Here is a 22,773-nt window from a genome sequence, read left to right as displayed (position 1 = left end):
GAGCAGGGGGCGGCAGGGGCGGGCCCAGGACGATGTCTACCGTGGCCGGACCCTCGCCATCGCGGGTCACCTTGATGAAGCTGATCGCTTCAGATTCGATGGACTTGGGGTCGAAGCCGCGCGGGACCGGCTTGCCATCGACCAGGAAGCGCACCCGCGCCAGTTCGGCGTCCTTGGCCCGGTCGCCAGTGGCGGCCTTCAGCTCCACCTCCGGCCGGCCGGTCCAGATGGCCACCCCGCCGGGACGCAGCACCATGGTGTCGGCGGAGACACGGATCTCGCCCTTGGGGCTAAGCGCCGTCTCCTGAGCGGACTGGCGCCATTCGGAGTTGCGGGCCTTCTGCGGGGCGGCCTGCACCGCCATGGCGATGGAGCCTGCGCCCACGGCCAGGGTCAGCAGGGCGGCAATGGCGGCCACGCCGGCGATCGCGGTAGGGCGAGCGCCTTCGCGCGGGGTGAGGATGGCTTTCAGGCGCATGGCGGTCTTCCTTCCGGCGCCGATGAAGGCGGATTGCGGCTCCGGGTCGGCGCTGAGCCGGAGCGTCTCGATGAGGGATTGGGCGTAGGCGCGGCGGGCGGCCGGGTCGGCCCCGGCCAGGGCGATGGCGTCGCACCGCTCCTCGCGGGCGGCCAGCAGCCGGGCGTGGATCGCGCCCAACAGCGGGTTGAACCAGAGGATGGCCAGCAGGACGGACTCCAGCCGGGCCCGGGCGTTGTCGGCCCGCTTCAGGTGGGCCAGCTCATGGCCGCAGATCAGCGCCAGCCGCTCGGTGGGCAACCGGGTCAGGGCCTCCGGAATGACGATGGCCGGCTTGATGACGCCCGCCAGCAGCGGGCTGGCCGCCTGGCCGGAGGCCTTGAGCGCCGGCGCGCGCACCTTCAGCGCCTTGGCCTGACGTTTCAGGGAGGCGGACAGGGGCTCGTCCTCCAGCCGCCTTGCCTTGCGCAGGATCAGGGCCAGGCGAACGTGACGGCGGATGAGCAGGCCCAGCGCCACCATGACACCCAGCAGGATGGCGCTGAGCAACAGCGTCGGTGCCAGCAGGATGGCGAGATCGCCCAGGCCGACCCAGGCGCCATGATCGGCGCCGCGCTCGACGGCGCCGGTCGGCAGGTTCAGGGCCTCGACGGCCTCAGCCGGAACGGGCGGCGGCGCCGGCCGGCTTATGTGAGGCGCGGCCAGCGGCACGGCCACGGCGGCCAGGACAGGCAGCAGGAAGGCCAGGCCCCAGATCCGCTCCCGCACGCCGGGCGCCGAGGTGATCCGCTCGGCCAGCAGGCCGGCGCTGAGGCCCAGGGCGGCCAGCGGCAGGGTGCCGGCCGCCACCATCAGGGACAGGGTGACGCCATTCACTTGGGCAACTCCTCTTCGGCGTTGAGCAGGGCTTCCAGTTCGGCCAGTTCGGCAGCCGACAGGATCTGGCTGCCGGCGAAGGCGGAGGCGGGCAGGGGGCCTTCCACCTCCAGCACCTGGCGCATCACCCGGCGCAGCACGCCGCCGAGCACATCGGCTTTGCCCTGAACCGCCTCATAGACGGCCAGTCCATGAACGGAGCGCCGCTCCAGCAGGCCCTTGGCCCGCATCCGCTCCAGCACCGTGCGGGTGGTGGAGGCGGTCCAATCCAATCCGCCAGGCAGGGCGTCCTGCACCTCGCGCGCGCTGGCCGCGCCGTCGCGCCAGAAGATCTTCAAGACTTCGAGTTCGGTATCGGATGGAGGCTGGATCATCGGCTCACTCGTCTATCGTCGCGATGACGCTACAAATGTCGCGCCTCGCTGTCAATCGTCACGAACAGGGGTTTTCCGCGCCCCGTAGAAACCGCCGCCTCGCCCCTATTTCGCCATCCGCGCGAGACACAGACGCTCCGTGTAAGGCTAGTGGGAGCGTCGAATGGCCCAGCAGATCGAGTTCGTCGGACAGTCGGGTCACGGCTATCGCTACCTGCCGCTGGAAGGCTCCGGACCGATCTCCCCCACGGGCGCCAACTATCTGTTCGTGAAGGTGAAAGGCGAGGAGCGCACGGTGGTCTACGCCGGCGAGACCGAATGCCTTCACAAGGGTGTCCACACCGGTTGGGATCGCGCCCGCAAGGCCCACGGGGCCAACACCATCTTCGTGCGCCTGAACGTCACCCGCGCCGTCCGCAAGGCTGAATTGGACGACATCGTGGCCGCTCACCAGCCGCCGATGAACGGCGCCGAAGAGTAGGCATCCACAGCCGCCTGCAAAGTTCTCCCCGAACGGTGAGATTCCATCTTGCCTGTGGAACAAAACGGGAATAGGAACAAAGCCGGAACTTGGAACGGGAGGCCAAAATGGCTCGGATCGCTCGGGAAACCCTCGCTCTGGCTTCGGTCGTCGGCTTTGTGTGGATGATGTGCTCGGTGGCCTATCTGGCGGCGTGAGTCGGGCTTAAGGCTACGGCTTGCTCTCTAGCGAAAGGCGGCGGCGGAAATGGCGGATCTGGCGAACGGCTTTGTCCATTTGCGGGTCCGCTCGGCCTACAGCCTGCTGGAAGGGGCCATCAAGGCGGACGGGGTGGCCAAGCTGGCCGCGGGGCAGGGGATGCCCGCGGTCGGGATCGCCGACCGGGCCAATCTGTTCGGGGCGCTGGAGTTCTCGGTCGGCGCCAAGGATGTCGGGGTCCAGCCGCTTGTCGCCTGCGCCCTGCCGGTCACCGGAATAGGCGAGGGGCCGCCGGAGCGCTGGGCTCGCGTTCCCACCGTCCTGCTGCTGGCCCAGAACGAGGCGGGCTATCTCAATCTCTCCGAGCTCTCCTCGGCGGCCTATCTTGAGGTCGACGCGGTCTCCGAACCCTCCGTTCCGTGGAGCAAGGTGGCGGCCCATAGCGAGGGACTGATCCTGCTGTCGGGGGGCGTCGATGGGCCGGTCGATCCGCTGTTCGCGGCCGGCAAGGCGGGCGAGGGCGAGGCGGCTCTGGCCGAGATGCGCCGGGTGTTCGGCGATCGCTTCTATGTCGAGCTGCAACGCCACGGCCTGCCGCAGCAGGCGGCGGCGGAGCCGGGGCTGGTGGCCTGGGCCTATGCCCACGACGTGCCGCTGGTCGCCACCAACGACGTCTACTACCCCGCCCAGACGATGTACGAGGCGCATGACGCCCTGCTCTGCATCGCCGACGGCTCCTTCGTCGGTCAAGACGAGCGGCGGCGGGTCACCGGCGAGCACTGGTTCAAGAGCGCCGCCGACATGCGGGCCCTGTTCGCCGACCTGCCCGAGGCCTGCGACCAGACCCTGGAGATCGCCCGCCGCTGCGCCTTCATGGTCAGCAAGCGCGATCCGATCCTCCCCCGCTTCGACACCGGCGCGGGGCGCAGCGAGAACGACGAACTGGCGCACCAGGCGCGTGAGGGGCTGAAGGCCCGCCTGGCCGCGATCGAGCTGGCGGCCTCCGAGGACGACTACTGGAGCCGGCTTGAGTTCGAGATCGGCATCATCCAGCAGATGGGTTTCCCCGGCTACTTCCTGATCGTGGCCGACTTCATCAAATGGGCCAAGGCGCACGGCATTCCGGTGGGACCGGGCCGGGGCTCGGGCGCCGGGTCGCTGGTCGCCTGGTCGTTGACCATCACCGACCTCGATCCGCTTCGGTTTGGACTGCTGTTCGAGCGGTTCCTCAATCCGGAGCGGGTATCGATGCCCGACTTCGATATCGATTTCTGCCAGGAGCGGCGCGAGGAGGTTATCTCCTACGTCCAGCAGAAGTACGGCGTCGACAAGGTCGCCCAGATCATCACTTTCGGCACCCTGCAGGCCCGCGCCGTGGTGCGCGACGTCGGGCGGGTGATGCAGCTGCCGCTCGGTCTGGTCGACCGGCTGGCCAAGATGATCCCCAACAACCCGGCCAGCCCGACCACCCTGGCCCAGGCCATCGAGATCGAGCCCCGGCTGAAGCAGGCCCGGGACGAGGAGGAGCAGGTCCGCCTCTGCCTCGACGTGGCGCTGCAGCTGGAAGGGCTGTTCCGCAACGCCTCGACCCACGCCGCCGGCGTGGTGATCGGCGATCGCCCGCTGGTCCAGCTGACGCCGCTCTACAAGGATCCACGCTCGGACCTGCCGGCCACCCAGTTCAACATGAAGTGGGTCGAGAGCGCCGGGCTGGTGAAGTTCGACTTCCTGGGCCTGAAGACGCTGACGGTCATCGATCGGGCGCTCAAGCACATGGCCCGGCGCGGGGCGGCTGTGGATATGTCCACCCTGGCCCTCGACGATGCGCCCTCCTACGAGCTGATGAGTTCGGGCCAGACGGTCGGGGTGTTCCAGCTGGAAAGCCAGGGCATGCGCGACACCCTGCGCAAGCTGCGGCCGGGGAGCCTGGAGGAGGTCACCGCCATCATCTCCCTCTATCGGCCGGGGCCGATGGACAACATCGACAGCTTTGTGGACTGCAAGTTCGGCCGCAAGCCGATCGATTATCTGCACCCCACCCTCGAGCCGGTGCTGAAAGAGACCTACGGCATCGTGGTCTACCAGGAACAGGTGATGCAGATCGCCCAGATCCTGGCCGGCTACAGCCTTGGGGACGCCGACCTGCTCCGCCGCGCCATGGGCAAGAAGAAGCCTGAGGAGATGGCCCAGCAGAAGGTCCGCTTCGTGGCCGGGGCCGAGCAGAAAGGGGTCAATCCGGCGCAGGCCAAGTCGATCTTCGATTTGGTGGAGAAGTTCGCGGGCTATGGCTTCAACAAGAGCCACGCGGCCGCCTACGCCCTGATCAGCTACCATACCGCCTGGCTGAAGGCGAACGCGCCGGTCGAATTCATGGCCGCGTCCATGAGCCTCGATATCTCCAACACCGACAAACTGGCGGTCTTCTACCAGGACGCCCGCAAGTCGGGCGTCCCAGTGCGTGCGCCGGACGTGAACCGTTCGGGCGCCGACTTCGAGGTCGAGGACGGCGCGGTGCTCTATGCGCTTGGGGCGGTGCGCAACGTCGGGCTGACCGCGATGGAGCACCTGGTCGAGGTGCGGCGCGAGGGCGGGCCGTTCAAGGACATCTTCGACGTTGTCGAGCGGGTCGATCCCAAGCAGGTCAACAAGCGCGCTCTCGAAGGGCTGGCGCGGGCCGGCGCCTTCGATTCCATCCACCCCAACCGCGCCCAGATCGTCGCCGCAGCCGATGTGCTGATCGCCCACGGCCAGAGCCTCGCCGCCGACCGCGCCTCGTCCCAGGTCAGCCTGTTCGGTGGCGACCAAAGCGAGGCCTCGCGCCCGCGCCTGCCCAAGATCGAGCCGTGGGACCAGATCCGCCGCCTCGACGAGGAACTTTCGGCGGTCGGCTTCTACCTGACCGGCCACCCGCTGGAGGACATGGTCAAGGTGCTGCAGCGGCGCCGTGTGACCCTGCTGTCCGACGCCTTGCCGCAGGCCGAGGCCGGGCAGGAGGTGTTCAAGATGGCCGGAATGGTCCGCCGCCGCCAGGAACGCGCCAGCCAGAGCGGCGACAAGTTCGCCTTCGTCTCCCTCTCCGACCCGAGCGGCGAATACGAGGTGCTGTTCCCGCCGGAGAGCCTGCGCAAGTGCCGTGAGGTGCTGGAGCCCGGCAAGGCGGTGGTCATCCGCGTCCGCGCCAAAGCCCGCGACGGCGAGGTCCGCTTCTTCGGGGACGACGCGGAGCCCGTGGATAAGTCGATCGAGGCCGTGGCGGCGGGTCTGAAGGTCCACGTCTCCTCGGGCTCGACCGAGATCGAGGCTCTCAAGCAGCGCCTGACCCGCGCGGCGTCGCAGCGCGGCGGCGAGGTCATCCTGGTCGCCGGTATCGGCGGCGGTCGCGAGGTGGAGATGAAGCTGCCGGGGTTCTACGCGCTCGACGCTTCGCTGCGCGGGGCTCTGAAGACCGCGCCGGGTGTGGCGTTCCTGGAAGATGTCTAGCCGTTGCCTCCTGGCTGGCGCCGCGGCGGTGATTGCGGGATGCGCCGGCGGCGTATCCAACCTTGAGAGCCTGCCAGCCGTGGGCGGGCCGGCCTTCGAAATTGCGGGGCGCTACGAGTATGATCATGGCGATCTGCTGCGCTATCGCTGTGGACGACACAGGTTCTGCAGCCTGGTGATGGTGCGCGATGGACGGATCGAACGGCTGACCCCTGGCCAGCACATCAGGGTTGTCGGCCGCCGTGAAGCCTGTGTGCCCGGGGGAGCAATCCGGACGGCATGCCTGTTCTCGTCGGATCGATCGGTCTTTGTCGTGGACCGCTGGCTGCAGCCGGCGGAATAAGCCGGTTCGTCACTCCGGACCGTGAAAAGCCAGGAAAACACCGAGGTCCCGGATGCTTGGGGCGATCGCCAGCGGTCCTTCGTGGAGCGCCGCGTCGGGATATTGAGATCGGACCCGCTGCCTGGCGGCGCTCAGGTCGCTCACCGCGATGCTGAGCCCGACGATCCTGGGCCCACGCCGTGTGGACGGCGACGGGAGGCCGGGCGGCTCGCCGGGTCCAAGCAGAATGACCTGGCCAGTTCCCACCGCTACGGTCGTCGCCTCGACGCCGAGCGAGGGGACCCATGCTGGCGGTCGAACAGTGAAGCCCATCCGCCGGTAGGCCTCCGCCTCGACCTTCGGGTCCTCGACCAGCAGCCACACCGCCGACAGCCGCTGGGCGCCGTTGGCATGGGTGGTGCGGGCTTTGAAGCGGTCCTGGGCTTGTGGCGACGGGGGTGGTTCGGGCGCATACTGGATAAAGAACACCTCAGCGCCCTGGACCGGCGACCTCCGGAAATGGAAGTCCCGCCAGTTGGCCGGCTGCGCGGGCTTGGGCCCGTCAGGGCCGTCCGGGTCGAAGCTGTCGGCATGGACCTCGTCGACATCGAAGCCGGCGGCGCGCAGCCTGGCCTGGGCCTTGGCGGCGGAGGTGACCTGGATGGCGAAACTGTTGGCCCCCGATCCCTGATCGAAGAACGCCAGTTCCGCGCGGGCCTGAGGGCTGGTCGCCTTTGAGCGGTCATAGATGTGGAAGAGTTCGAGGAAGGTCTGGTCGGCGAACATCACCGTGCGGCTGGAGGCGAAGTCCTCGAATGATCCGGCCGGCCTGAGGGTGAAGCCGAGTCGTGTCAGAAGCGCGTCAGATGCCGCTTCGTCGGTGGTCCAGACCATCACATGGTCGGGTCCGCGCACGACTTCCGGCGGGGTTGAGCCGGCCGGGCAGGCGGCCAGGATGGCCAACAGGACGAACAGGGTCGGAAGGACGCGCACGACAGCCTCCTTGGCCTTGGGACGCCCACCCTTGCATTTCCCGCCCGTTCCGACTATCTCCCCCGCCCATCACGCACGCGGGCGTTCGGGCCGGCCGGGGAGACATCCCGACCGATCCGTTCCGGTCCTGACCATCCGGTCGGGAATTGTCCGCGGAGGCGATAACCGGAAAAAGGATCCGATACAGACCATGGCTCTGCCTGAATTCTCCATGCGCCAGCTGCTCGAAGCGGGCGCCCACTTCGGCCACCAGACCCACCGCTGGAACCCGAAGATGGACCGCTACATCTTCGGTTCGCGCTCGAACATCCACATCATCGACCTGTCGCAGTCGATCCCGCTCCTGCACCAGGCGCTGGTGAAGGTGCGTGAAGTCGCCGCCGCCGGCGGTCGCGTGCTGTTCGTCGGCACCAAGCGCCAGGCGTCCGATCCGGTGGCCGAAGCCGCCAAGCGCTGCGCCCAGTACTACGTCAACCACCGCTGGCTCGGCGGCACCCTGACCAACTGGCGCACCATCTCGGGCTCGATCGCCCGCCTGCGCGAACTGGAAGGCCTGCTGGACGGCGAAGGCCAGGGCCGCGGCAAGAAGGAACGCCTGGGCCTGACCCGCGAGCGTGAAAAGCTGGAGCTGTCGCTGGGCGGCATCAAGAACATGGGCGGTATCCCCGACATCATGTTCGTGATCGACACCAACAAGGAAGCGATCGCCATCCAGGAAGCCCGCAAGCTGAACATCCCGGTCATCGCGATCCTGGACACCAACTGCGATCCGGACGGCATCACCTACCCGATCCCGGGCAACGATGACGCCGCCCGCGCCATCCAGCTGTACGTCGACCTGATCGCCGACTCGGTGCTGGACGGCATGGCCGCCGGCGCCGCCGCCTCGGGCGTCGACCTGGGCGCTTCGGTCGCCCCGATCGAGCCGACCCTGGCCCGCGAACTGACCCCGGAGCCGGCTGCTGAAGAAGCCGCCGCCCCCGCTGCCGAGGAGACTCCGGTTGCTGAAGCGGCTCCCGCCGCCGAAGCGCCGGCTGAAGACGCCGGCTCGGCGTCCGAAGAACCGGCCGCCAGCTGATTTCGGACCCCTCCGGCGGGTCCGGAGGGTCCGTTTCAAACCCTTGTCACAGCCGGGCCCCACAGGCCCGGCTGCACCCCTATACGAACTTCGAATCTGGAGGACTGAACATGGCGGAAGTCACCGCTGCCCTCGTCAAGGAACTGCGCGAAAAGTCCGGCGCCGGCATGATGGACTGCAAGAAGGCGCTGGTCGAAAACAACGGCGACATGGAAGCCGCGACCGACTGGCTGCGCTCCAAGGGCCTCTCCAAGGCCGCCAAGAAGGCCGACCGCGCGGCTGCTGAAGGCCTCGTGGCCGTGGCTCTGCGCAAGGACGGCGCCGGCATGTCCGGCGCGGTCATCGAGCTGAACGCCGAGACCGATTTCGTGGCCCGCAACGAGCTGTTCCAGGCCGCCGCCCGCAAGATCGCGGCCGTGGCCCTGGACACCGACGGCGATATCGAGGCCATCAAGGCCGCCAAGACCGCCGACGGCGAAGTCGTGAACGACATGGTCACCAACCTGATCGCCACCATCGGTGAGAACATGACCGCCCGCCGGGCCGCCAAGTTCTCGGTCGAGAAGGGCGCGGTCGCCGCCTACGTCCACAACGCCGTCGCGCCGGAACTGGGCAAGATCGGTGTGCTGGTGGCCTTGGAAGGCGACGGCGACCAGGCCGCCCTGCAGGAGCTGGGCCGCAAGGTCGCCATGCACGTGGCCGCCACCAATCCGCTGTCCCTGTCCTCCGAGGACCTGGACCCGGCGGCGGTGGAGCGCGAGCGCGCCGTCCTGACCGAAAAGGCCAAGGAAGAAGGCCGTCCGGAAAACATGATCGCCAAGATCGTCGACGGCCAGATCTCCAAGTTCCAGCGTGAAGTCGTGCTGCTCGAGCAGCCCTTCGTCATGAACCCGGACCAGACGGTGAAGGCGCTGGTCGCCGAAGCCGGCGCGACCATCAAGGGTTTCGTGCGCCTGGGCTTGGGCGAAGGCGTCGAAAAGGCCGATGCGCCGGACTTCGCCGCTGAAGTGGCCTCGATGACCGGCGGGAACTGATCCGCTCGTCGACCTGAGTAATGGGGGCGCTCCCGGTTCACGCCGGGGGCGCCCTTGGTTTATGTTCCCCCGACTCGAAGGGCCCCGAGGTTTCATGTCCAAGCTGCGCTACAAGAAGGTCCTGCTGAAGGTGTCCGGCGAGGTGCTGATGGGGGAGACCTCATTCGGTATCGACATGGCCACCGTCGAGGCCGTGGCGCAGGACATCAAGCAGGTGGTCGAGGCCGGGGTGGAGCTGTCCCTGGTCATCGGCGGCGGCAACATCTTCCGCGGCATGGCCGGCGCGGCCAAGGGCATGGAGCGGGCCAACGCCGACTACATGGGCATGCTGGCCACGGTGATGAACGCCCTGGCCATGCAGGACGCGCTGGAGCGCATCGGGGTGCAGGCCCGGGTCCAGTCGGCCATCCCCATGCCCACCGTCTGCGAGCCGCTGATCCGCCGGCGAGCCCAGCGGCACCTGGAAAAGGGCCGGGTGGTGATCTTCGCCGCCGGCACCGGCAGCCCCTTCTTCACCACCGACAGCGGCGCGGCCCTGCGCGCGGCGGAGATGAACTGCGACGCCCTGTTCAAGGGCACCAGCGTCGATGGCGTCTACACGGCCGATCCCAAGAAGGACGCCACCGCCACCCGTTATGACAAGCTGACCTACCATGAGGTCCTGACCCGCGACCTGCGGGTGATGGACATGTCGGCGATCAGCATGATGCGCGAGAACAAGATCCCCATCGTGGTCTTCTCGATCCGCGAGCGGGGCAACCTGCTGAAGGTTCTGCACGGCAAGGGCGTGCACACCGTGATAACGGAAGAGTCCGACGTTTAATTGGAACACCGCCGCGCCTTGACCGGATCTTGACCCGGCGGCGTTAGAAGGCCCGGCGAAGAGAAGGAAGAAGACCATGGCCAGTGGCGAAAAGCCGACCATCTCCACCTACTCCAGCCGCATGGACAAGGCGGTCGCCGCCCTGAAGGAGGAGTTCGGCTCCCTGCGCACCGGCCGCGCCTCGGCCAGCATCCTCGACCAGGTGATGGTCGATGCCTATGGCTCGACCGTGCCGCTGAACACCGTCGGTTCGGTCAGCGTGCCGGAGCCGCGCTCGATCAGCGTCAGCGTCTGGGACAAGGGCGTGGTGGTGTCGGTGGAGAAGGCCATCCGATCGGCGGGCCTGGGCCTCAACCCGGTGGTCGAGGGCACCAACCTGCGCATCCCGATCCCGCCGCTGACCGAGGAGCGCCGCAAGGACCTGGCCAAGATTGCCGGCAAATACGCCGAACAGCAGAAGATTGCGGTCCGCAACGTCCGCCGCGACGCCATGGACGACATCAAGAAGGCCCAGAAGGACACGGTTATCACCGAGGACGAGCAGAAGAAGCTCGAGACCGAGATCCAGAAGGTCACGGACGACCACGTCAAGAAGATCGACGAAGCCTTGAAAACCAAGGAACAAGAGATCATGCAGGTTTGAGCCGGACCCTGGATATCAAGGACCGGTAAGGGAAAACGATGCCCCCCAAGGATGGTGCGAGCGATAGGGCAGGGGCCCTTGAAGCCGGCGGCGACAAGCCCGCCGGCCTGCACGTCGCTATTATCATGGATGGCAACGGCCGCTGGGCGAAGCGTCGGGGCCTGCCCCGCACCCTGGGCCACCGCGAGGGCGTCAAGGCGCTCATCCGCACGGTCGAGGGCGCGCCGGACGTCGGCGTGACGACCCTCACCGTCTTCGGCTTCTCCACCGAGAACTGGCGTCGGCCGATGGCCGAGGTCAGCGAGCTGATGAACCTGCTCAAGGCCTACGTCGAGACAGACCTGGCCCGGCTGGAGCGCGAGGGGGTGAAGGTCACCATCCTTGGGCGGCGCACCGGCCTGCGCCGCGATGTGCTCGAGGTCATCGAACGGGCCGAGCGCCGCACCGCCCACAACGAACGATTCCGCCTGCAGGTCGCCTTCAACTACGGCGGCCAGGCCGACCTGGTCGACGCCGCCCGCAAGTTCGCGCAGGCCGTTGCTCGCGGCGAGGCCCGCCCCGAGGATCTCGACGAGACCCTGTTCGAAAGCCACCTGTCCACCGCCGGCGTTCCGGCCCCGGACGTTATTGTCCGCACCAGCGGGGAACGGCGCATCTCCAATTTCCTTCTATGGGAATGCGCCTACGCCGAGCTGGTCTTCCAGGATGTCTATTGGCCCGACTACGGCCCCGACCATCTGGCCGCCGCCGTCGGCGAGTTCCGTTCTCGAGAGCGCCGCTACGGCGGCGTGACCCCCGATGACGTCCTCGCCGCAGGGTAAGCGCTTCGACTGGAAAAACCTCCGCATCCGCCTGATCTCGGCTTTCGCGATCATCCCGGCGGTGGCCCTGGCCGTATGGCTGGGGGGCTGGACCTATACCGCCCTGATCTGTCTGGTCGGCCTGCTGCTGGCGCGGGAGTGGGGCCGGCTGGTCGCTCCCTCGGCTCCCATCCGCGTCGGGGTGGTCATCGGCATCAGTGTGCTGGCGGTCATCGTCATGACTCACCTGTCGGGTCTTGCCACCCAGAACGGCTGGGATCATCCGGAACGCTGGTGGATGGCCACCTGGGGCCTGATCCTGGTCGGCGCGGCGGTCACCACCCTGGTGGCCCGCAACCTGACCGCCAAGGTCCCGGACGCGGCCTACGGCGTCATCTACATCGCCCCCGCCGGCATCGGCATGGTGTGGCTGCGCGACATGCCGGAAGGCGCCGAATGGAGCGTCTATCTGTTCGCCGTCACCTGGTGGACCGACATCATGGCCTACGCGGTCGGCAACGTACTGAAGGGGCCCAAGCTCTGGCCCCGGTTCTCCCCCAACAAGACCTGGAGCGGGTTCTGGGGCGGCCTGGTGGGCGCCGTACTGACTGGCGTGATCTGCCTGCTGATCTCCCGCGCTTTCGACCAGAACTTCACGACCATCCCCTGGGCCATGCTGGTCGCCTTCATTACCGGCCTGGCCACCATGGGCGGCGACCTGTGGGAATCGATGCTCAAGCGCCGGTTCGGGGTGAAGGACACCGGCGGCCTGATCCCCGGCCACGGCGGGGTGCTTGACCGGGTCGACGGGTTGATGTTCGCCGTCATGGTAGTGGCCGTCGGCCGGCTGCTGCAACATTGGGGCCTGGCCTTTTGAGCCGCACCGTCACCGTCCTGGGCTCCACGGGCTCGATCGGCGTCTCGACGCTCAGCCTGTTCGAGGAATCGGGGGCTGACGTCGAAATTGTCGCCCTGACCGCCGGCCGCCAGGTCGAGAAGCTCGCCGAGCAGGCCCTGAAATGGCGCCCGAAGCTGGCCGTCATCGAGGACGAGACCAAGCTCGCCGAACTCCGTGAACGCCTGGCCGGCTCCGGCATCGAGACCGCCGCCGGCCCCGCCGCCGTCCGGGAGGCGGCCGAGCGTGACGCGGCCTGGGTGATGTCGGCCATCGTCGGCTCGGCGGGCCTGTCGCCGACCCTGGCCGCCGCCCGGCGCGGGGCGGTCGTCGCCCTGGCCAACAAGGAAAGCCTGGTCTGCTGCGGTCCTTCACTGCTGCGGATCGCCGCCGCCGCCGGCGGACGGGTGATCCCGGTGGACTCGGAGCATTCAGCCATCTTCCAGGTGCTGCAGGAGCCCTGCCGCGACAAGCTGGCAACCATGACGCTCACCGCCTCGGGCGGGCCGTTCCGCACCTGGACCTATGAGGCCATGCGCGCGGCCACCCCGGAACAGGCCGTTGCCCACCCCAACTGGAGCATGGGCGCCAAGATCAGCGTCGATTCCGCCACCATGATGAACAAGGGCCTCGAGATGATCGAGGCCAGCTACCTGTTCGCCGTGCCGGAGAAACAGATCGACGTGGTGGTGCATCCCCAGTCCATCATCCACTCCATGGTGGAATATGCCGACGGATCGACCCTGGCCCAGCTCGGCCCGCCGGACATGCGGGCGCCGATCGCCTGCGCCTATGCCTGGCCCGACCGGTTACCCTGGCCGGCCCCCAAGCTGGACCTCGCTGCCCTCGGCCAGCTGACTTTCGAGGCGCCCGATCTGCAACGCTTCCCCGCAATCGACATCGCTCGCCAGGCGTTGAAACTCGGCGGCCATGCCCCTGCCGCAATGAATGCGGCAAATGAGGTCGCCGTCGGGGCGTTTCTTGACCGCAGGATCGGGTTTCTCGATATTGCCGCCTCGGTTCGCGACACGCTCGACCGTCTCAATGGCGGCTGGGATCTGACGCCGGGGGGCGACGAAGTGGAGGCTGCCATGATGATCGACGCCGGCGCCCGGCGCGTGGCGACCGAGGTCGTGGACCGCCTCGCCGCGGTTCGCTGAGCAGGAAGACCACACAGCTATGTCCGGCCTCGCCACCTTCCTGCCTGTCGCCATCCTGGCTTTCGTCTTCGTGTTGTCGCTCGTCGTTGTGGTGCATGAGCTTGGCCACTACTGGGCGGCCCGGATGTTTGGCACTCGCATCGACCAGTTCTCCATAGGCTTTGGTCGGTCCCTGGTTCACTGGCGCGACCGGCAGGGGGTCGAATGGCGGATCGCCTGGATTCCGTTGGGCGGCTATGTCCGCTTTTCGGGCGACGAAAATGCCGCGAGCGTTCCGGACCAGAACGATCTGGCGGCGATGAAGGCGGCCATCGCCGAGCGCGAGGGCCCCGGGGCCGAAAAGGCCTACTTCCAGTTCAAGCCGATTTGGCAGCGCGCGGTCATCACCGCCGCGGGCCCCATCGCCAATTTCATCCTGGCCATCGCCCTGTTCGCTGTCGTGCTTGGAGGCTTCGGCGAGCTGACTTTGCCGGCCCGGATCACCTCGGTGCAGCCGGGCACGCCGGCGGCCGCGGCCGGCTTCCAGGCCGGGGATGTCGTCCGCGAAGCGGACGGCAGGCCGATTCGAGACTGGGTTGCGTTCAGCCAGTACATCCAGATGCGCGCCCGCCAGCCGATCACGTTTACGGTCGATCGTGGCAGCCAGACGGTGAGCCTCACCGCCACCCCAATCGCTGAGACGATCGAGAACCGCATCGCCGGCCGCATCGAAATCGGCAAGTTGGGCGTGGCCTCGCCAGACCGCAGCGAAATGGTCCGGATCCGTTACAACCCGATCGAAGCGGTCGCTATGGGCGCCGAGCGGACATGGGACGTTCTGTCGACCACCGTCTTCTATCTCGGGCGAATCATCACCGGGCAGGCCAAGCCTGATCAGATCGGCAGCGTTCTGGGCATCGGCAACACCGCCGGGCATGTTGCCCAGGCAGGCGCGGCCGGCCACACCAATGCCCCCGACATGCTGTTCGGCAGTTTTGTCGCCCTGCTCGGCCTGGCCGCTGTCCTGTCAGTCAGCGTCGGGTTCATGAACCTTCTCCCGTTGCCTGTACTGGACGGCGGGCACCTGCTCTTCTACGCCTACGAGGCCGTGGCGCGGCGGCCACTTCCAGGACAGGTCCAGGCGGTCGCCTACCGCCTTGGACTTGCCTTACTCGTCGGTTTCATGTTGTTCGCCACCTGGAACGACCTCCAGCGGCTGGGCGTGGTAAAATTCCTGGGCGGTCTCTTCTCGTGAGCCCGTTCGTATCCTTGATGGCAGAGCTCATGATGCAATCCCGCCGACACGGCGCTGCTTTGGTAACCGGCGTCGCGCTCCTGCTGGGCAGCACCGCCATAGTCGCGCCGACGATGGCCTATGCTCAGGCCCAACAGGGCGTGGTGCAGCGCATCGTGGTCATCGGCAACGAGCGGATCGAAGCTTCAACGATCGCCAGCTACATTCCGATCCAGCCAGGCGACGCCGTGGACGCGGCGCGAATCGACCTGGCGCTGAAGACCCTGTTCCGCACCGAACTGTTCGCCGACGTGAAGATCGACCTTCAGGGCGGCGACCTGAACGTCCGCGTGGTCGAGAACCCGATCATCAACAAGGTGGTGTTCGAGGGCAACAGCTCGGTCAAGGACGACAAGATCCGCGAAGAGCTGACCATCCGCCCGCGCGGCATCTTCACCCGCGCCAAGGTCCAGTCGGACGTCCAGCGGATCATCGAACTCTACCGTCGGTCGGGCCGCATCTCGGCCACCGTGACGCCGAAGGTGGTCGAACTGCCGCAGAAGCGCGTCGACCTGATCTTCGAGATCAACGAAGGCCCCAAGAGCGGCGTGCTCGACGTCAACTTCCTCGGCAACGAGGAATATTCGGACGGTGATCTGTCCGACGTCGTCGTGACCAAGGAGTCGGCCTGGTACAAGTTCTTGTCGACCAACGACAATTACGACCCCGACCGGATGGAGTACGACAAGGAGCAGCTGCGGAAACACTACCGCAACCGCGGCTTCTACGATTTCCGTGTTGTTTCTGCGGTGGCCGAGCTGGCCCCGAACCGCAACGGCTTCGTGATCACCTACACCCTCGAAGAGGGCGAGCGGTACAAGTTCGGCAAGATCAGCGTCGAGACCGAGCTGAAGAAGCTCGACGGCACGGTGCTGGAACAGCTGGTCCCGATCCGCACCGGAGAAACCTACCAGGACGAGAAGATCGAGCAGGCGACCGACGCCCTGACCTTCGCCGCCGGCGCCGCCGGGTTTGCGTTCGTCGACGTCCGCCCGCGCTACGTGCCCAACGCCGAGACCCGTACGGTCGACGTGGTGTTCTCGGTGCGCGAGGGTCCGCGGGTCTACATCGACCGCATCGATATCGTCGGCAACAACCGCACCCTCGACAAGGTGATCCGCCGCGAGCTGCTGGTGGCCGAGGGCGACGCCTACAACCGCGTCTACGTCGACCGTTCGCGGAATCAGATCCGCGCCCTCGGCTACTTCAAGGAAGTCGAGATCGAGGAAGTCCCCGGCACGGCTCCGGACCGTACCGGCCTGCGCGTCAAGGTGGAAGAACAGCCCACTGGCGAGCTGTCGTTCAGCGCCGGCTACAGCTCGGTCGACCAGCTGATCATCGACCTCGGCATCTCCGAGCGGAACTTCCGTGGCCGGGGCCAGAACCTGCGCGCCCGCATCTCTGTCGGCTCCCTGCGCCAGCAGGTCGATTTCTCCTTCACCGAGCCGCGCTTCCTGGGCCGCGACCTGCTCGGCGGGGTGGACCTCTACACCTACCGCTACGACTTCAGCCAGCAGACGGCGTTCGACACCTCCTCGACGGGGATGAACCTGCGACTCGGCTTCCCGCTGACCTCCAACGCCTCGATGGGCGTCCGCTACGTCCTGCGCAGCGACGACGTCCAGGTCGACGACTCCCTCTGCAACTCGGGCCAGGTGTCGACTGTCCTCTGCGCCCAGCGCGGCGCCAACATCACCTCCTCGCTCGGCTACACCGTGCGCCTCGACCGCCGGAACGATCCGCTGCGGCCGACCCGCGGTTTCTACGTCGAATTGTCGCAGGATCTGGCCGGTGTGGGCGGCGACGTGAACTACCTTCGCACCGAAGCGGGCGGCGGCTGGTACCACGGCTTCAACAAGGACTTCATCTTCAGCGCCACGGGCTCGGCCGGCTACACCACCGGCTGGCGCGGCGACACGGTGCGGATCAACGACCGCTTCTATCGGGGCGGCAACAACTTCCGGGGCTTCGAAACGGCCGGCATCGGCCCGCGCGACACCCGGGGCCAGCGCAGCGACGCCTTGGGCGGCAAGCTGTTCGCTATCGGCACCTTCGAGCTGACCGTGCCGACCTTCCTGCCCGAACAGTATGGCATCCGCGCCTCGCTGTTCACCGACTTCGGCACTCTGGGCATGCTCGACGATGTCGATCGCCAGTCCTCGCCCGGCGTCTTCGATCCGGACATCCGCGACGAGCTGTCTCTGCGGGCCGCGGCGGGTATCTCGATCCACTGGCGCTCGCCGATGGGTCCCATCCGTTTCGACTTCAGCCAAGTTTTGGCCAAAGAAGACTACGACAAGACCGAAACGTTCCGGTTCTCCACCTCCACAAGGTTCTGATATCAGATGACCACCAAGTCCTTCGCGGTGACCGCGCTCAGCGCCGCCGCCATCCTGGCCATCGGCGGCGTCGCCCTGGCTCAGCCGGCCCCGGCCGCCAAGGCTCCGGCTGCCAAGGCGCCCGCCGCCCCGGCTGCGCTGCCGGTGACCCACGGCCCGCCGCTGGCCAACGTCTGCGTCTATTACAACGCCCGGGCCATCGCCAACTCGGCCGTCGGCAAGTTCGTCGACACCCGTCTGGAGCAGATCGTCAAGACGGTGAACTCCGAGCTGTCGGCTGAAGAGACCGCCATCACCAACGAGTACAAGGCGATCGAGACCGCCGCCCGCGCGCCGAACGCCGACGCCAACGCCCTGAAGAAGCGCCAGATCGACCTGGAAGACCGCTTCAACAAGTTCCGCCAGAAGGCCGAGCTGCGTCAGCGCGAAGTCCAGGCCACCGAGGCCAAGGCCCGCCAGCGCATCGGCCAGGAACTGGATTCGGTCATCAAGGCCGCTTACCAGCAGAAGGGCTGCAGCATCGTCTTCGCCCGTGAGTCCTTCCTGATCGCCAACCCGGCGATGGACATTACCGACGCGGTGACCGCCGGCCTCAACGGCAAGATCCAGCAGTTCACCTTTGACCGTGAGCGCCTGGACCAGCCGGCCCCGGCCGCCGCGCCCGCGCGTCCGTAAGGCTTTAGCGTTCCAGCTTCGGGGTCGGGTATGATCTAGCCATGCCCGACCCCCGATTCTTTGAGGCCCTGGGGCCTGTTTCGCTTTCCCGCCTCGCCGAGCTGACCGGCTCCCGCCTCCAAGGCGGCTCGCCCGATACGCCGATCGCCGAGGCGGCGCCGCTCAATCGCGCAGGCGCCGATGGCGTCGCCTTCCTCACCGACCGAAAGCGACTGGCTGACCTGAAGGCCAGCCAGGCCGCCGCCTGCTTCCTGCCGGAGGCCCTCGCCGACGAGGCGCCCGAGGGCTGCGCCGTCCTAGTCACCCGCCACCCGCAGTATGCCTGGGCCCTGGCCGCCGAGGCGTTGCACCGCCTGATCCGTCAGCCGGCCTCCGACACCCTGATCGACCCGACCGCCGTCATCGAAGAGGGCGCCGTGGTCGCGCCCCTTGCCGTGGTCGGTCCCGGCGCCCGGATCGGACGAGACAGCTGGATCGGCCCCGGGGCCGTGATCGGCCCCGGCGTCCAGATCGGCCGCGACTGCCGGATCGGTCCGCACGCCACCGTCGGCTGCGCCCTGATCGGAGATCGGGTCTCGCTCTATGCCGGCGCCGCCATCGGCGAGGCGGGCTTCGGCGCCGCCGGCGGACCGACCGGTGTGATCGACATTCCCCAGCTGGGCCGGGTGATCCTGCAGGACAACGTCACCATCGGGGCCAACAGTCACGTCGATCGCGGCGCCTATGACGACACGGTCGTCGGCGAGAACACCAAGATCGACAACCTTGTTCATATCGCCCACAACACCCGCGTCGGACGCAATTGCGTCATGGCGGCCTATGTCGGTATCTCGGGCAGTGTAACCATCGGCGATGGCTGCGCGTTCGGCGGTCGGGCAGGGGTCGCCGATCACGTCACCATCGGGGATGGCGCCAGCATCGGGGCCGCTGCCGGGGTGATGCGCAATGTGCCCGCCGGGGAGGTCTGGAGCGGATATCCGGCCAAGCCGATCCGGGAATGGTTGAAGGAGACGGTGTGGCTGGCCAAGGCGGCGCACCGGAAGGGGTAAGGGCATGACCACCAGTGAGACGTCGACGGGCGTCGAAATCGACATCACCGAGATCCTGTCCCGGATCCCGCACCGTTATCCCTTCCTGCTCGTCGACCGGGCCGAGGACTTCAAGCCCAGCGAATCCATCGTCGGGGTCAAGTGCGTGACCTTCAACGAGCCGTTCTTCGAGGGTCACTTTCCGGGCTATCCGGTGATGCCGGGCGTGCTGATCGTCGAGGCCCTGGCCCAGACCGGTGCGATCCTGATGTCCAAGTCGCTTAACATCGATATCGCCGGCAAGGTCATTTACTTCATGTCGATCGACGGCGTGCGGTTCCGCAGCCCGGTGCGGCCGGGCGATGTGCTCAAGCTGCATGTGGAGGTGACCCGCGCGCGCGGCGACATCTTCAAGTTCAAGGGCGTCGCCAGGGTGAACGGCAAGGTCGCCGCCGAGGCGGAGTTCGCGGCCATGTCCGCGGACGTCGGCCGATGACCACCGTCCACCCCACGGCCATCGTCGACCCCGGCGCCCAACTGGGTGAAGCGGTCGAGGTCGGTCCCTACTGCATCGTCGGCCCGGACGTGACGCTCGGCCGGGGCGTCAAGCTGCGCTCGCATGTGGTGGTGGAGGGGGTGACCACGATCGGTGACGACTGCGTCCTGCATCCCTTCGTCAACCTCGGCGGCCCGCCGCAGCACCTGGGTCACAAGGGTGAGCCGACCCGGCTGGAAATCGGCGCCCGCAACATCTTCCGCGAGAACGTCACCGTCCACACGGGTACGCAGATGGGCCATGGCGTAACCCGGATCGGTGATGACTGTCTGCTGATGGTCAATGTCCATGTCGGCCATGATGCCGTGATCGGCAATCGGGTGACCATGGCCCCCAGCGTGGCCATCGGCGGCCATGCCGAGGTCTTCGACTTCGTCTTCCTTGGCGGGTTGGCGGCCGTGCACCAGTTTACCCGCATCGGCCGCTCAGCCTTCATCGGCGGGGGCGGCATCGTCACCAAGGACGTCATCCCCTACGGCTCGGTCTGGGGCAACCATGCCCATTTGGAAGGCCTGAACCTGATCGGGCTGAAGCGGCGAGGCTTCGATCGGGAGCGGATCAACGCCATGCGCGCCGCCTACCGCCTGCTGTTCGCCGACGAGGGGACGTTCCAGGAGCGGATCGAGGACGTGGCCGGCGCCTACAGCGACATCCCGGAGATCGTCGAGATCCTCGATTTCATCCGTGTCGACGCCAACCGCGCCCTCTGCCTGCCTCGCCGGGAGGTCTGATTCCGTGAAGAAGCTGGGATTGATCGCCGGGGCCGGCGGCCTGCCGGCCGAGATCGCCGACCACTGCCGCAAGGCCGGCCGACCCTACTTCGTCGTCCGCCTGAAGGGCATCGCTGACGATGCCACGCTGGGCCATCCCTCGGAGGAGGTCGGCCTCGCCGAACTTGGCAAATGCTTCAAGGTGCTGCGCCGCGAGGGCTGCCAGGCCGTCTGCTTCGCCGGCAACGTGGCCCGTCCGGACTTCGCGGCCCTGCGGCCCGACATGCGCGGCGTCGCCGCCCTGCCGGGCATCATCGCGGCAGCCCGCCATGGCGACGACGCCCTGCTGCGCCGGGTGCTGGACGAGTTCGCCAAGGAAGGCTTCGCCATCGAAGGGGTGCATGAGGCGGTCGGGGCCATGACCTTGCCGCTGGGCCTGCTCGGCAAGCATTCGCCGGACGCCGCCCACCGCGGCGACATCGAACGCGCCCTGGAGGTCGCCCGCGAGATCGGCAAGCTCGACGTCGGCCAGGGCGCCGTGGTCTGCGACGGGCTGGTCCTGGCCGTTGAGGCCCAGGAGGGCACCGATTCCATGCTCCGGCGCGTCGCCGACCTGCCGCTGGCCGTGCGCGGCGAGCCCGGCCGATCGCGAGGCGTCCTGGCCAAGGCCCCCAAGCCGATCCAGGAACTGCGCGTCGACCTCCCCACCATCGGGGTCGCCACCATGCGCGGCGCCGCCAAGGCCGGTCTGGCCGGGGTGGTCGGCGAGGCCGGCCGCCTGCTGATCGTCGACCGCGAGGCGGTGATCGCCGCGGCGGACGAGATGGGCCTGTTTGTGCTGGGCGTGGAGCGGAAGGGGTGAACAGGCCCCTGACCGTGATGCTGGTCGCGGCGGAAGCTTCCGGCGACAGCCTCGGCGCCGGCCTGGCCCGCGCGCTGAAGGCGCGCCTGGGCGACGGTGTCCGCTTCGTCGGTGTCGGCGGTCAGAAGATGGCCGAGCAGGGGGTCAAGAGCCCCTTCGACATCGCCCAGCTGTCCATCCTCGGCATCATCGAGGGCGTCCGCGCCCTGCCGATGGTCAAGCGCCGGGTGCGCGAGACCGCCGCCCTGGCCGCCGCCGAAAAGCCCGACATCGCCGTACTCATCGACAGCTGGGGCTTCACTCTTCGCGTCGCCCACGCCCTGCGCCGGCTCGACCCCTCCATACCCCTGATGAAGTACGTCGGCCCCCAGGTCTGGGCCAGCCGCCCCGGCCGCGCCAAGACCCTGGCCCGCTCGGTCGACCACCTGCTCTCCATCCACGGCTTCGACGCCCCATGGTTTGAGCGTGAGGGTCTGCCCGTCACCACGGTCGGCAACCCCACCCTGATCCGCGACTTCTCCACGGCCGACCCCGCCCGCCTTCGCGCCCACATCGGCGCCGCGCGCGACGACCAGATCCTGCTGGTCCTCCCGGGCAGTCGCCCGGCCGAGATCAAGCACGTCTTCCCGCCCTTCGAGGACGCTGTCCGACGGCTGAAGGCCGAGCGCCCCAACCTGAAGATCGTCCTGCCCCTCGCCGCCACCGTGGCAGAGACGGTCAAGGCCCGGGTGGCCGCCTGGCCGTTCGAGGCCCATATCATCGAGGACCCGATCCTCAAGGACGACGCCTTCGTTGCCGCCACCGCCGCCCTGGCCTGCAGCGGCACGGTGACCACCGAGCTCGCCCTGGCGGGCTGTCCGATGGTGGTCGGCTATCGCTTGGGTCCGGTCAGCTACCGGCTGGTCATGCTGGTCTTCAAGTCGCCCTGGGTGACCATGTTCAACATCGCCGCCCAGGACGAGGTGGCCCCGGAACTGCTGCAGACAGACTGCAACGGCCCCCAACTGGCCGCCGCTGTCGCCGCCCGGCTGGATGACGAGGCCTTGCGCAACGGTCAGATCGACGCCCAGTTCGAGGCCGTCCGCAAACTCGGCCGGCCGGAGATCGATCCCTCTGAATTGGCCGCCGACGCGGTGCTCAAGCTGCTGGCGGAGCGAGCCGCTTGAACATGATGCAGGTCGGCTCCAGTGGGCCGGCGCTGGAGCGCGCGTAGTCGGGGATCACGCCCGCCGCCTCATAGCCCAGCCGTTCGTATAGCCGTTGCGCCAGATTGCCGGCCACGGTGTCCAACACAACCAGCGATCTGCCCAGTCGCGACGCCTCGGCTTCCGCCGCCAGGGTCAGCGCCGCCCCGATGCCGCCGCCGCGGGCCGATGGCTTGGTCATCAGTTTCACCAGATCGACGCGGTGCTGCTGGTTGGCCGGCATGCCGACGACGATCTGGACCGTGCCGACCAGTTCCTCGCGCACCCAGGCGCCCCACATCAACCGCTCGCCGGCCGCCACGCCCCGGATACAGCCCGCCCAGAAGGCGTCCGCCGCCTCTAACGAAAGCGGGGCCAGGAACCCGATACTGGCTCCCAGCCCCACGCATTCGATCAGAATGTCACGCAGCGCCGGCGCCAGCGCCGGGAAGGCGTCCGGCATGATGGGAGCGATCCGCATCGCGCCGGCCTAGACCCCTTTGGGGTCTAG

23 protein-coding genes are annotated in these 22,773 nt (G+C 67.8%); 19 read left to right on the top strand and 4 right to left on the bottom strand.

Translation table 11 applies throughout. From position 1 onward, the window contains the following. Both GVN21_RS17965 and GVN21_RS17960 read right to left on the bottom strand, forming a co-directional pair. Window positions 1-1,354: M56 family metallopeptidase (locus tag GVN21_RS17965; protein WP_166576115.1), on the bottom strand; the 1,354-nt coding region annotated here is incomplete at its 3' end. Beyond that, complete coding sequence (locus GVN21_RS17960; RefSeq protein WP_205690156.1) at window positions 1,351-1,728, bottom strand: BlaI/MecI/CopY family transcriptional regulator; 378 nt, start codon at window positions 1,726-1,728, stop codon at window positions 1,351-1,353. The genes GVN21_RS17965 and GVN21_RS17960, both read right to left, overlap by 4 nt. 163 nt (window positions 1,729-1,891) lie before the next feature. On the opposite strand from GVN21_RS17960, the gene GVN21_RS17955 reads away from it, so the two are divergent. The 4 genes from GVN21_RS17955 to GVN21_RS17940 all read left to right on the top strand — a co-directional run bounded on the left by GVN21_RS17955 (window position 1,892) and on the right by GVN21_RS17940 (window position 6,230). Continuing rightward, window positions 1,892-2,209, top strand: coding sequence for a hypothetical protein (locus tag GVN21_RS17955; RefSeq protein WP_166576114.1), 318 nt, complete (start codon window positions 1,892-1,894; stop codon window positions 2,207-2,209). Between the two features lie 107 nt (window positions 2,210-2,316). Further along, on the top strand, window positions 2,317-2,406 hold the full coding sequence (sidA, locus tag GVN21_RS17950; protein ID WP_166576113.1) for a cell division inhibitor SidA: 90 nt from the start codon (window positions 2,317-2,319) through the stop codon (window positions 2,404-2,406). Between the two features lie 49 nt (window positions 2,407-2,455). Beyond that, on the top strand, window positions 2,456-5,887 hold the full coding sequence (gene dnaE, locus GVN21_RS17945; protein ID WP_166576112.1) for a DNA polymerase III subunit alpha: 3,432 nt from the start codon (window positions 2,456-2,458) through the stop codon (window positions 5,885-5,887). 79 nt (window positions 5,888-5,966) lie between these two features. Next, the gene (locus GVN21_RS17940; protein WP_166576111.1) at window positions 5,967-6,230 is read left to right on the top strand and encodes a hypothetical protein; all 264 of its coding nucleotides are present in this window, start codon (window positions 5,967-5,969) and stop codon (window positions 6,228-6,230) included. A 9-nt stretch (window positions 6,231-6,239) separates the two neighbouring features. Here GVN21_RS17940 and GVN21_RS17935 read toward each other — a convergent pair whose 3' ends face one another. Next, window positions 6,240-7,202, bottom strand: a complete 963-nt coding sequence (locus GVN21_RS17935; RefSeq protein WP_166576110.1) for a VOC family protein — start codon at window positions 7,200-7,202, stop codon at window positions 6,240-6,242. 190 nt (window positions 7,203-7,392) lie between these two features. On the opposite strand from GVN21_RS17935, the gene rpsB reads away from it, so the two are divergent. From rpsB to lpxB, 15 genes are all read left to right on the top strand, one after another. Beyond that, the gene (gene rpsB / locus GVN21_RS17930; RefSeq protein ID WP_166576109.1) at window positions 7,393-8,280 is read left to right on the top strand and encodes a 30S ribosomal protein S2; all 888 of its coding nucleotides are present in this window, start codon (window positions 7,393-7,395) and stop codon (window positions 8,278-8,280) included. Between the two features lie 110 nt (window positions 8,281-8,390). After that, on the top strand, window positions 8,391-9,314 hold the full coding sequence (gene tsf / locus GVN21_RS17925) for a translation elongation factor Ts (RefSeq protein ID WP_166576108.1): 924 nt from the start codon (window positions 8,391-8,393) through the stop codon (window positions 9,312-9,314). A gap of 94 nt (window positions 9,315-9,408) precedes the next feature. Then, window positions 9,409-10,137: a UMP kinase gene (pyrH, locus tag GVN21_RS17920; RefSeq protein WP_166576107.1), complete on the top strand. Its 729-nt coding sequence runs from the start codon at window positions 9,409-9,411 to the stop codon at window positions 10,135-10,137. Between the two features lie 76 nt (window positions 10,138-10,213). Then, window positions 10,214-10,780 carry a ribosome recycling factor gene (gene frr / locus GVN21_RS17915; RefSeq protein ID WP_166576106.1) on the top strand — a complete coding sequence of 189 codons (567 nt, stop codon included), beginning with the start codon at window positions 10,214-10,216 and terminating at the stop codon, window positions 10,778-10,780. A gap of 38 nt (window positions 10,781-10,818) precedes the next feature. Next, complete coding sequence (uppS, locus tag GVN21_RS17910; RefSeq protein WP_166576105.1) at window positions 10,819-11,601, top strand: polyprenyl diphosphate synthase; 783 nt, start codon at window positions 10,819-10,821, stop codon at window positions 11,599-11,601. Further along, a complete protein-coding gene (locus GVN21_RS17905) occupies window positions 11,579-12,457 on the top strand; it encodes a phosphatidate cytidylyltransferase (RefSeq protein WP_166576104.1) in 879 nt (292 codons plus the stop codon). The genes uppS and GVN21_RS17905 overlap by 23 nt, the downstream gene beginning before the upstream one ends. Continuing rightward, a complete protein-coding gene (gene dxr, locus GVN21_RS17900) occupies window positions 12,439-13,635 on the top strand; it encodes a 1-deoxy-D-xylulose-5-phosphate reductoisomerase (RefSeq protein WP_166576103.1) in 1,197 nt (398 codons plus the stop codon). The genes GVN21_RS17905 and dxr overlap by 19 nt, the downstream gene beginning before the upstream one ends. A gap of 19 nt (window positions 13,636-13,654) precedes the next feature. Beyond that, window positions 13,655-14,869 (top strand): M50 family metallopeptidase, encoded by a 1,215-nt coding sequence (locus tag GVN21_RS17895; protein WP_166576102.1) that lies wholly within the window; start codon window positions 13,655-13,657, stop codon window positions 14,867-14,869. 17 nt (window positions 14,870-14,886) lie between these two features. Further along, window positions 14,887-17,247, top strand: a complete 2,361-nt coding sequence (bamA, locus tag GVN21_RS17890) for an outer membrane protein assembly factor BamA (RefSeq protein ID WP_240903005.1) — start codon at window positions 14,887-14,889, stop codon at window positions 17,245-17,247. 6 nt (window positions 17,248-17,253) lie between these two features. After that, window positions 17,254-17,922 (top strand): OmpH family outer membrane protein, encoded by a 669-nt coding sequence (locus GVN21_RS17885; RefSeq protein WP_166576100.1) that lies wholly within the window; start codon window positions 17,254-17,256, stop codon window positions 17,920-17,922. A gap of 41 nt (window positions 17,923-17,963) precedes the next feature. Continuing rightward, a complete protein-coding gene (lpxD, locus tag GVN21_RS17880; protein WP_166576099.1) occupies window positions 17,964-18,971 on the top strand; it encodes a UDP-3-O-(3-hydroxymyristoyl)glucosamine N-acyltransferase in 1,008 nt (335 codons plus the stop codon). A 4-nt stretch (window positions 18,972-18,975) separates the two neighbouring features. Then, a complete protein-coding gene (fabZ, locus tag GVN21_RS17875; RefSeq protein ID WP_166576098.1) occupies window positions 18,976-19,446 on the top strand; it encodes a 3-hydroxyacyl-ACP dehydratase FabZ in 471 nt (156 codons plus the stop codon). Continuing rightward, a complete protein-coding gene (gene lpxA, locus GVN21_RS17870) occupies window positions 19,443-20,237 on the top strand; it encodes an acyl-ACP--UDP-N-acetylglucosamine O-acyltransferase (RefSeq protein WP_166576097.1) in 795 nt (264 codons plus the stop codon). Before fabZ ends, lpxA begins: the two co-directional genes overlap by 4 nt. Before the next feature lie 4 nt (window positions 20,238-20,241). Further along, window positions 20,242-21,078 carry a UDP-2,3-diacylglucosamine diphosphatase LpxI gene (gene lpxI / locus GVN21_RS17865; protein ID WP_166576096.1) on the top strand — a complete coding sequence of 279 codons (837 nt, stop codon included), beginning with the start codon at window positions 20,242-20,244 and terminating at the stop codon, window positions 21,076-21,078. After that, entirely contained in the window at window positions 21,075-22,244 is a 1,170-nt protein-coding gene (gene lpxB, locus GVN21_RS17860; RefSeq protein WP_166576095.1) for a lipid-A-disaccharide synthase, read from the top strand. The genes lpxI and lpxB overlap by 4 nt, the downstream gene beginning before the upstream one ends. Here lpxB and GVN21_RS17855 read toward each other — a convergent pair. After that, a complete protein-coding gene (locus tag GVN21_RS17855; RefSeq protein WP_166576094.1) occupies window positions 22,216-22,743 on the bottom strand; it encodes a GNAT family N-acetyltransferase in 528 nt (175 codons plus the stop codon). The two genes, lpxB and GVN21_RS17855, sit on opposite strands and share 29 nt — an antisense overlap. Window positions 22,744-22,773 lie beyond the last annotated feature (30 nt).

Source organism: Caulobacter sp. SLTY (assembly GCF_009905535.1).
Lineage (GTDB): Bacteria > Pseudomonadota > Alphaproteobacteria > Caulobacterales > Caulobacteraceae > Caulobacter.
Note: the sequence above shows the minus strand (reverse complement) of the source record. Positions and strands in the feature narration are given on the sequence as shown.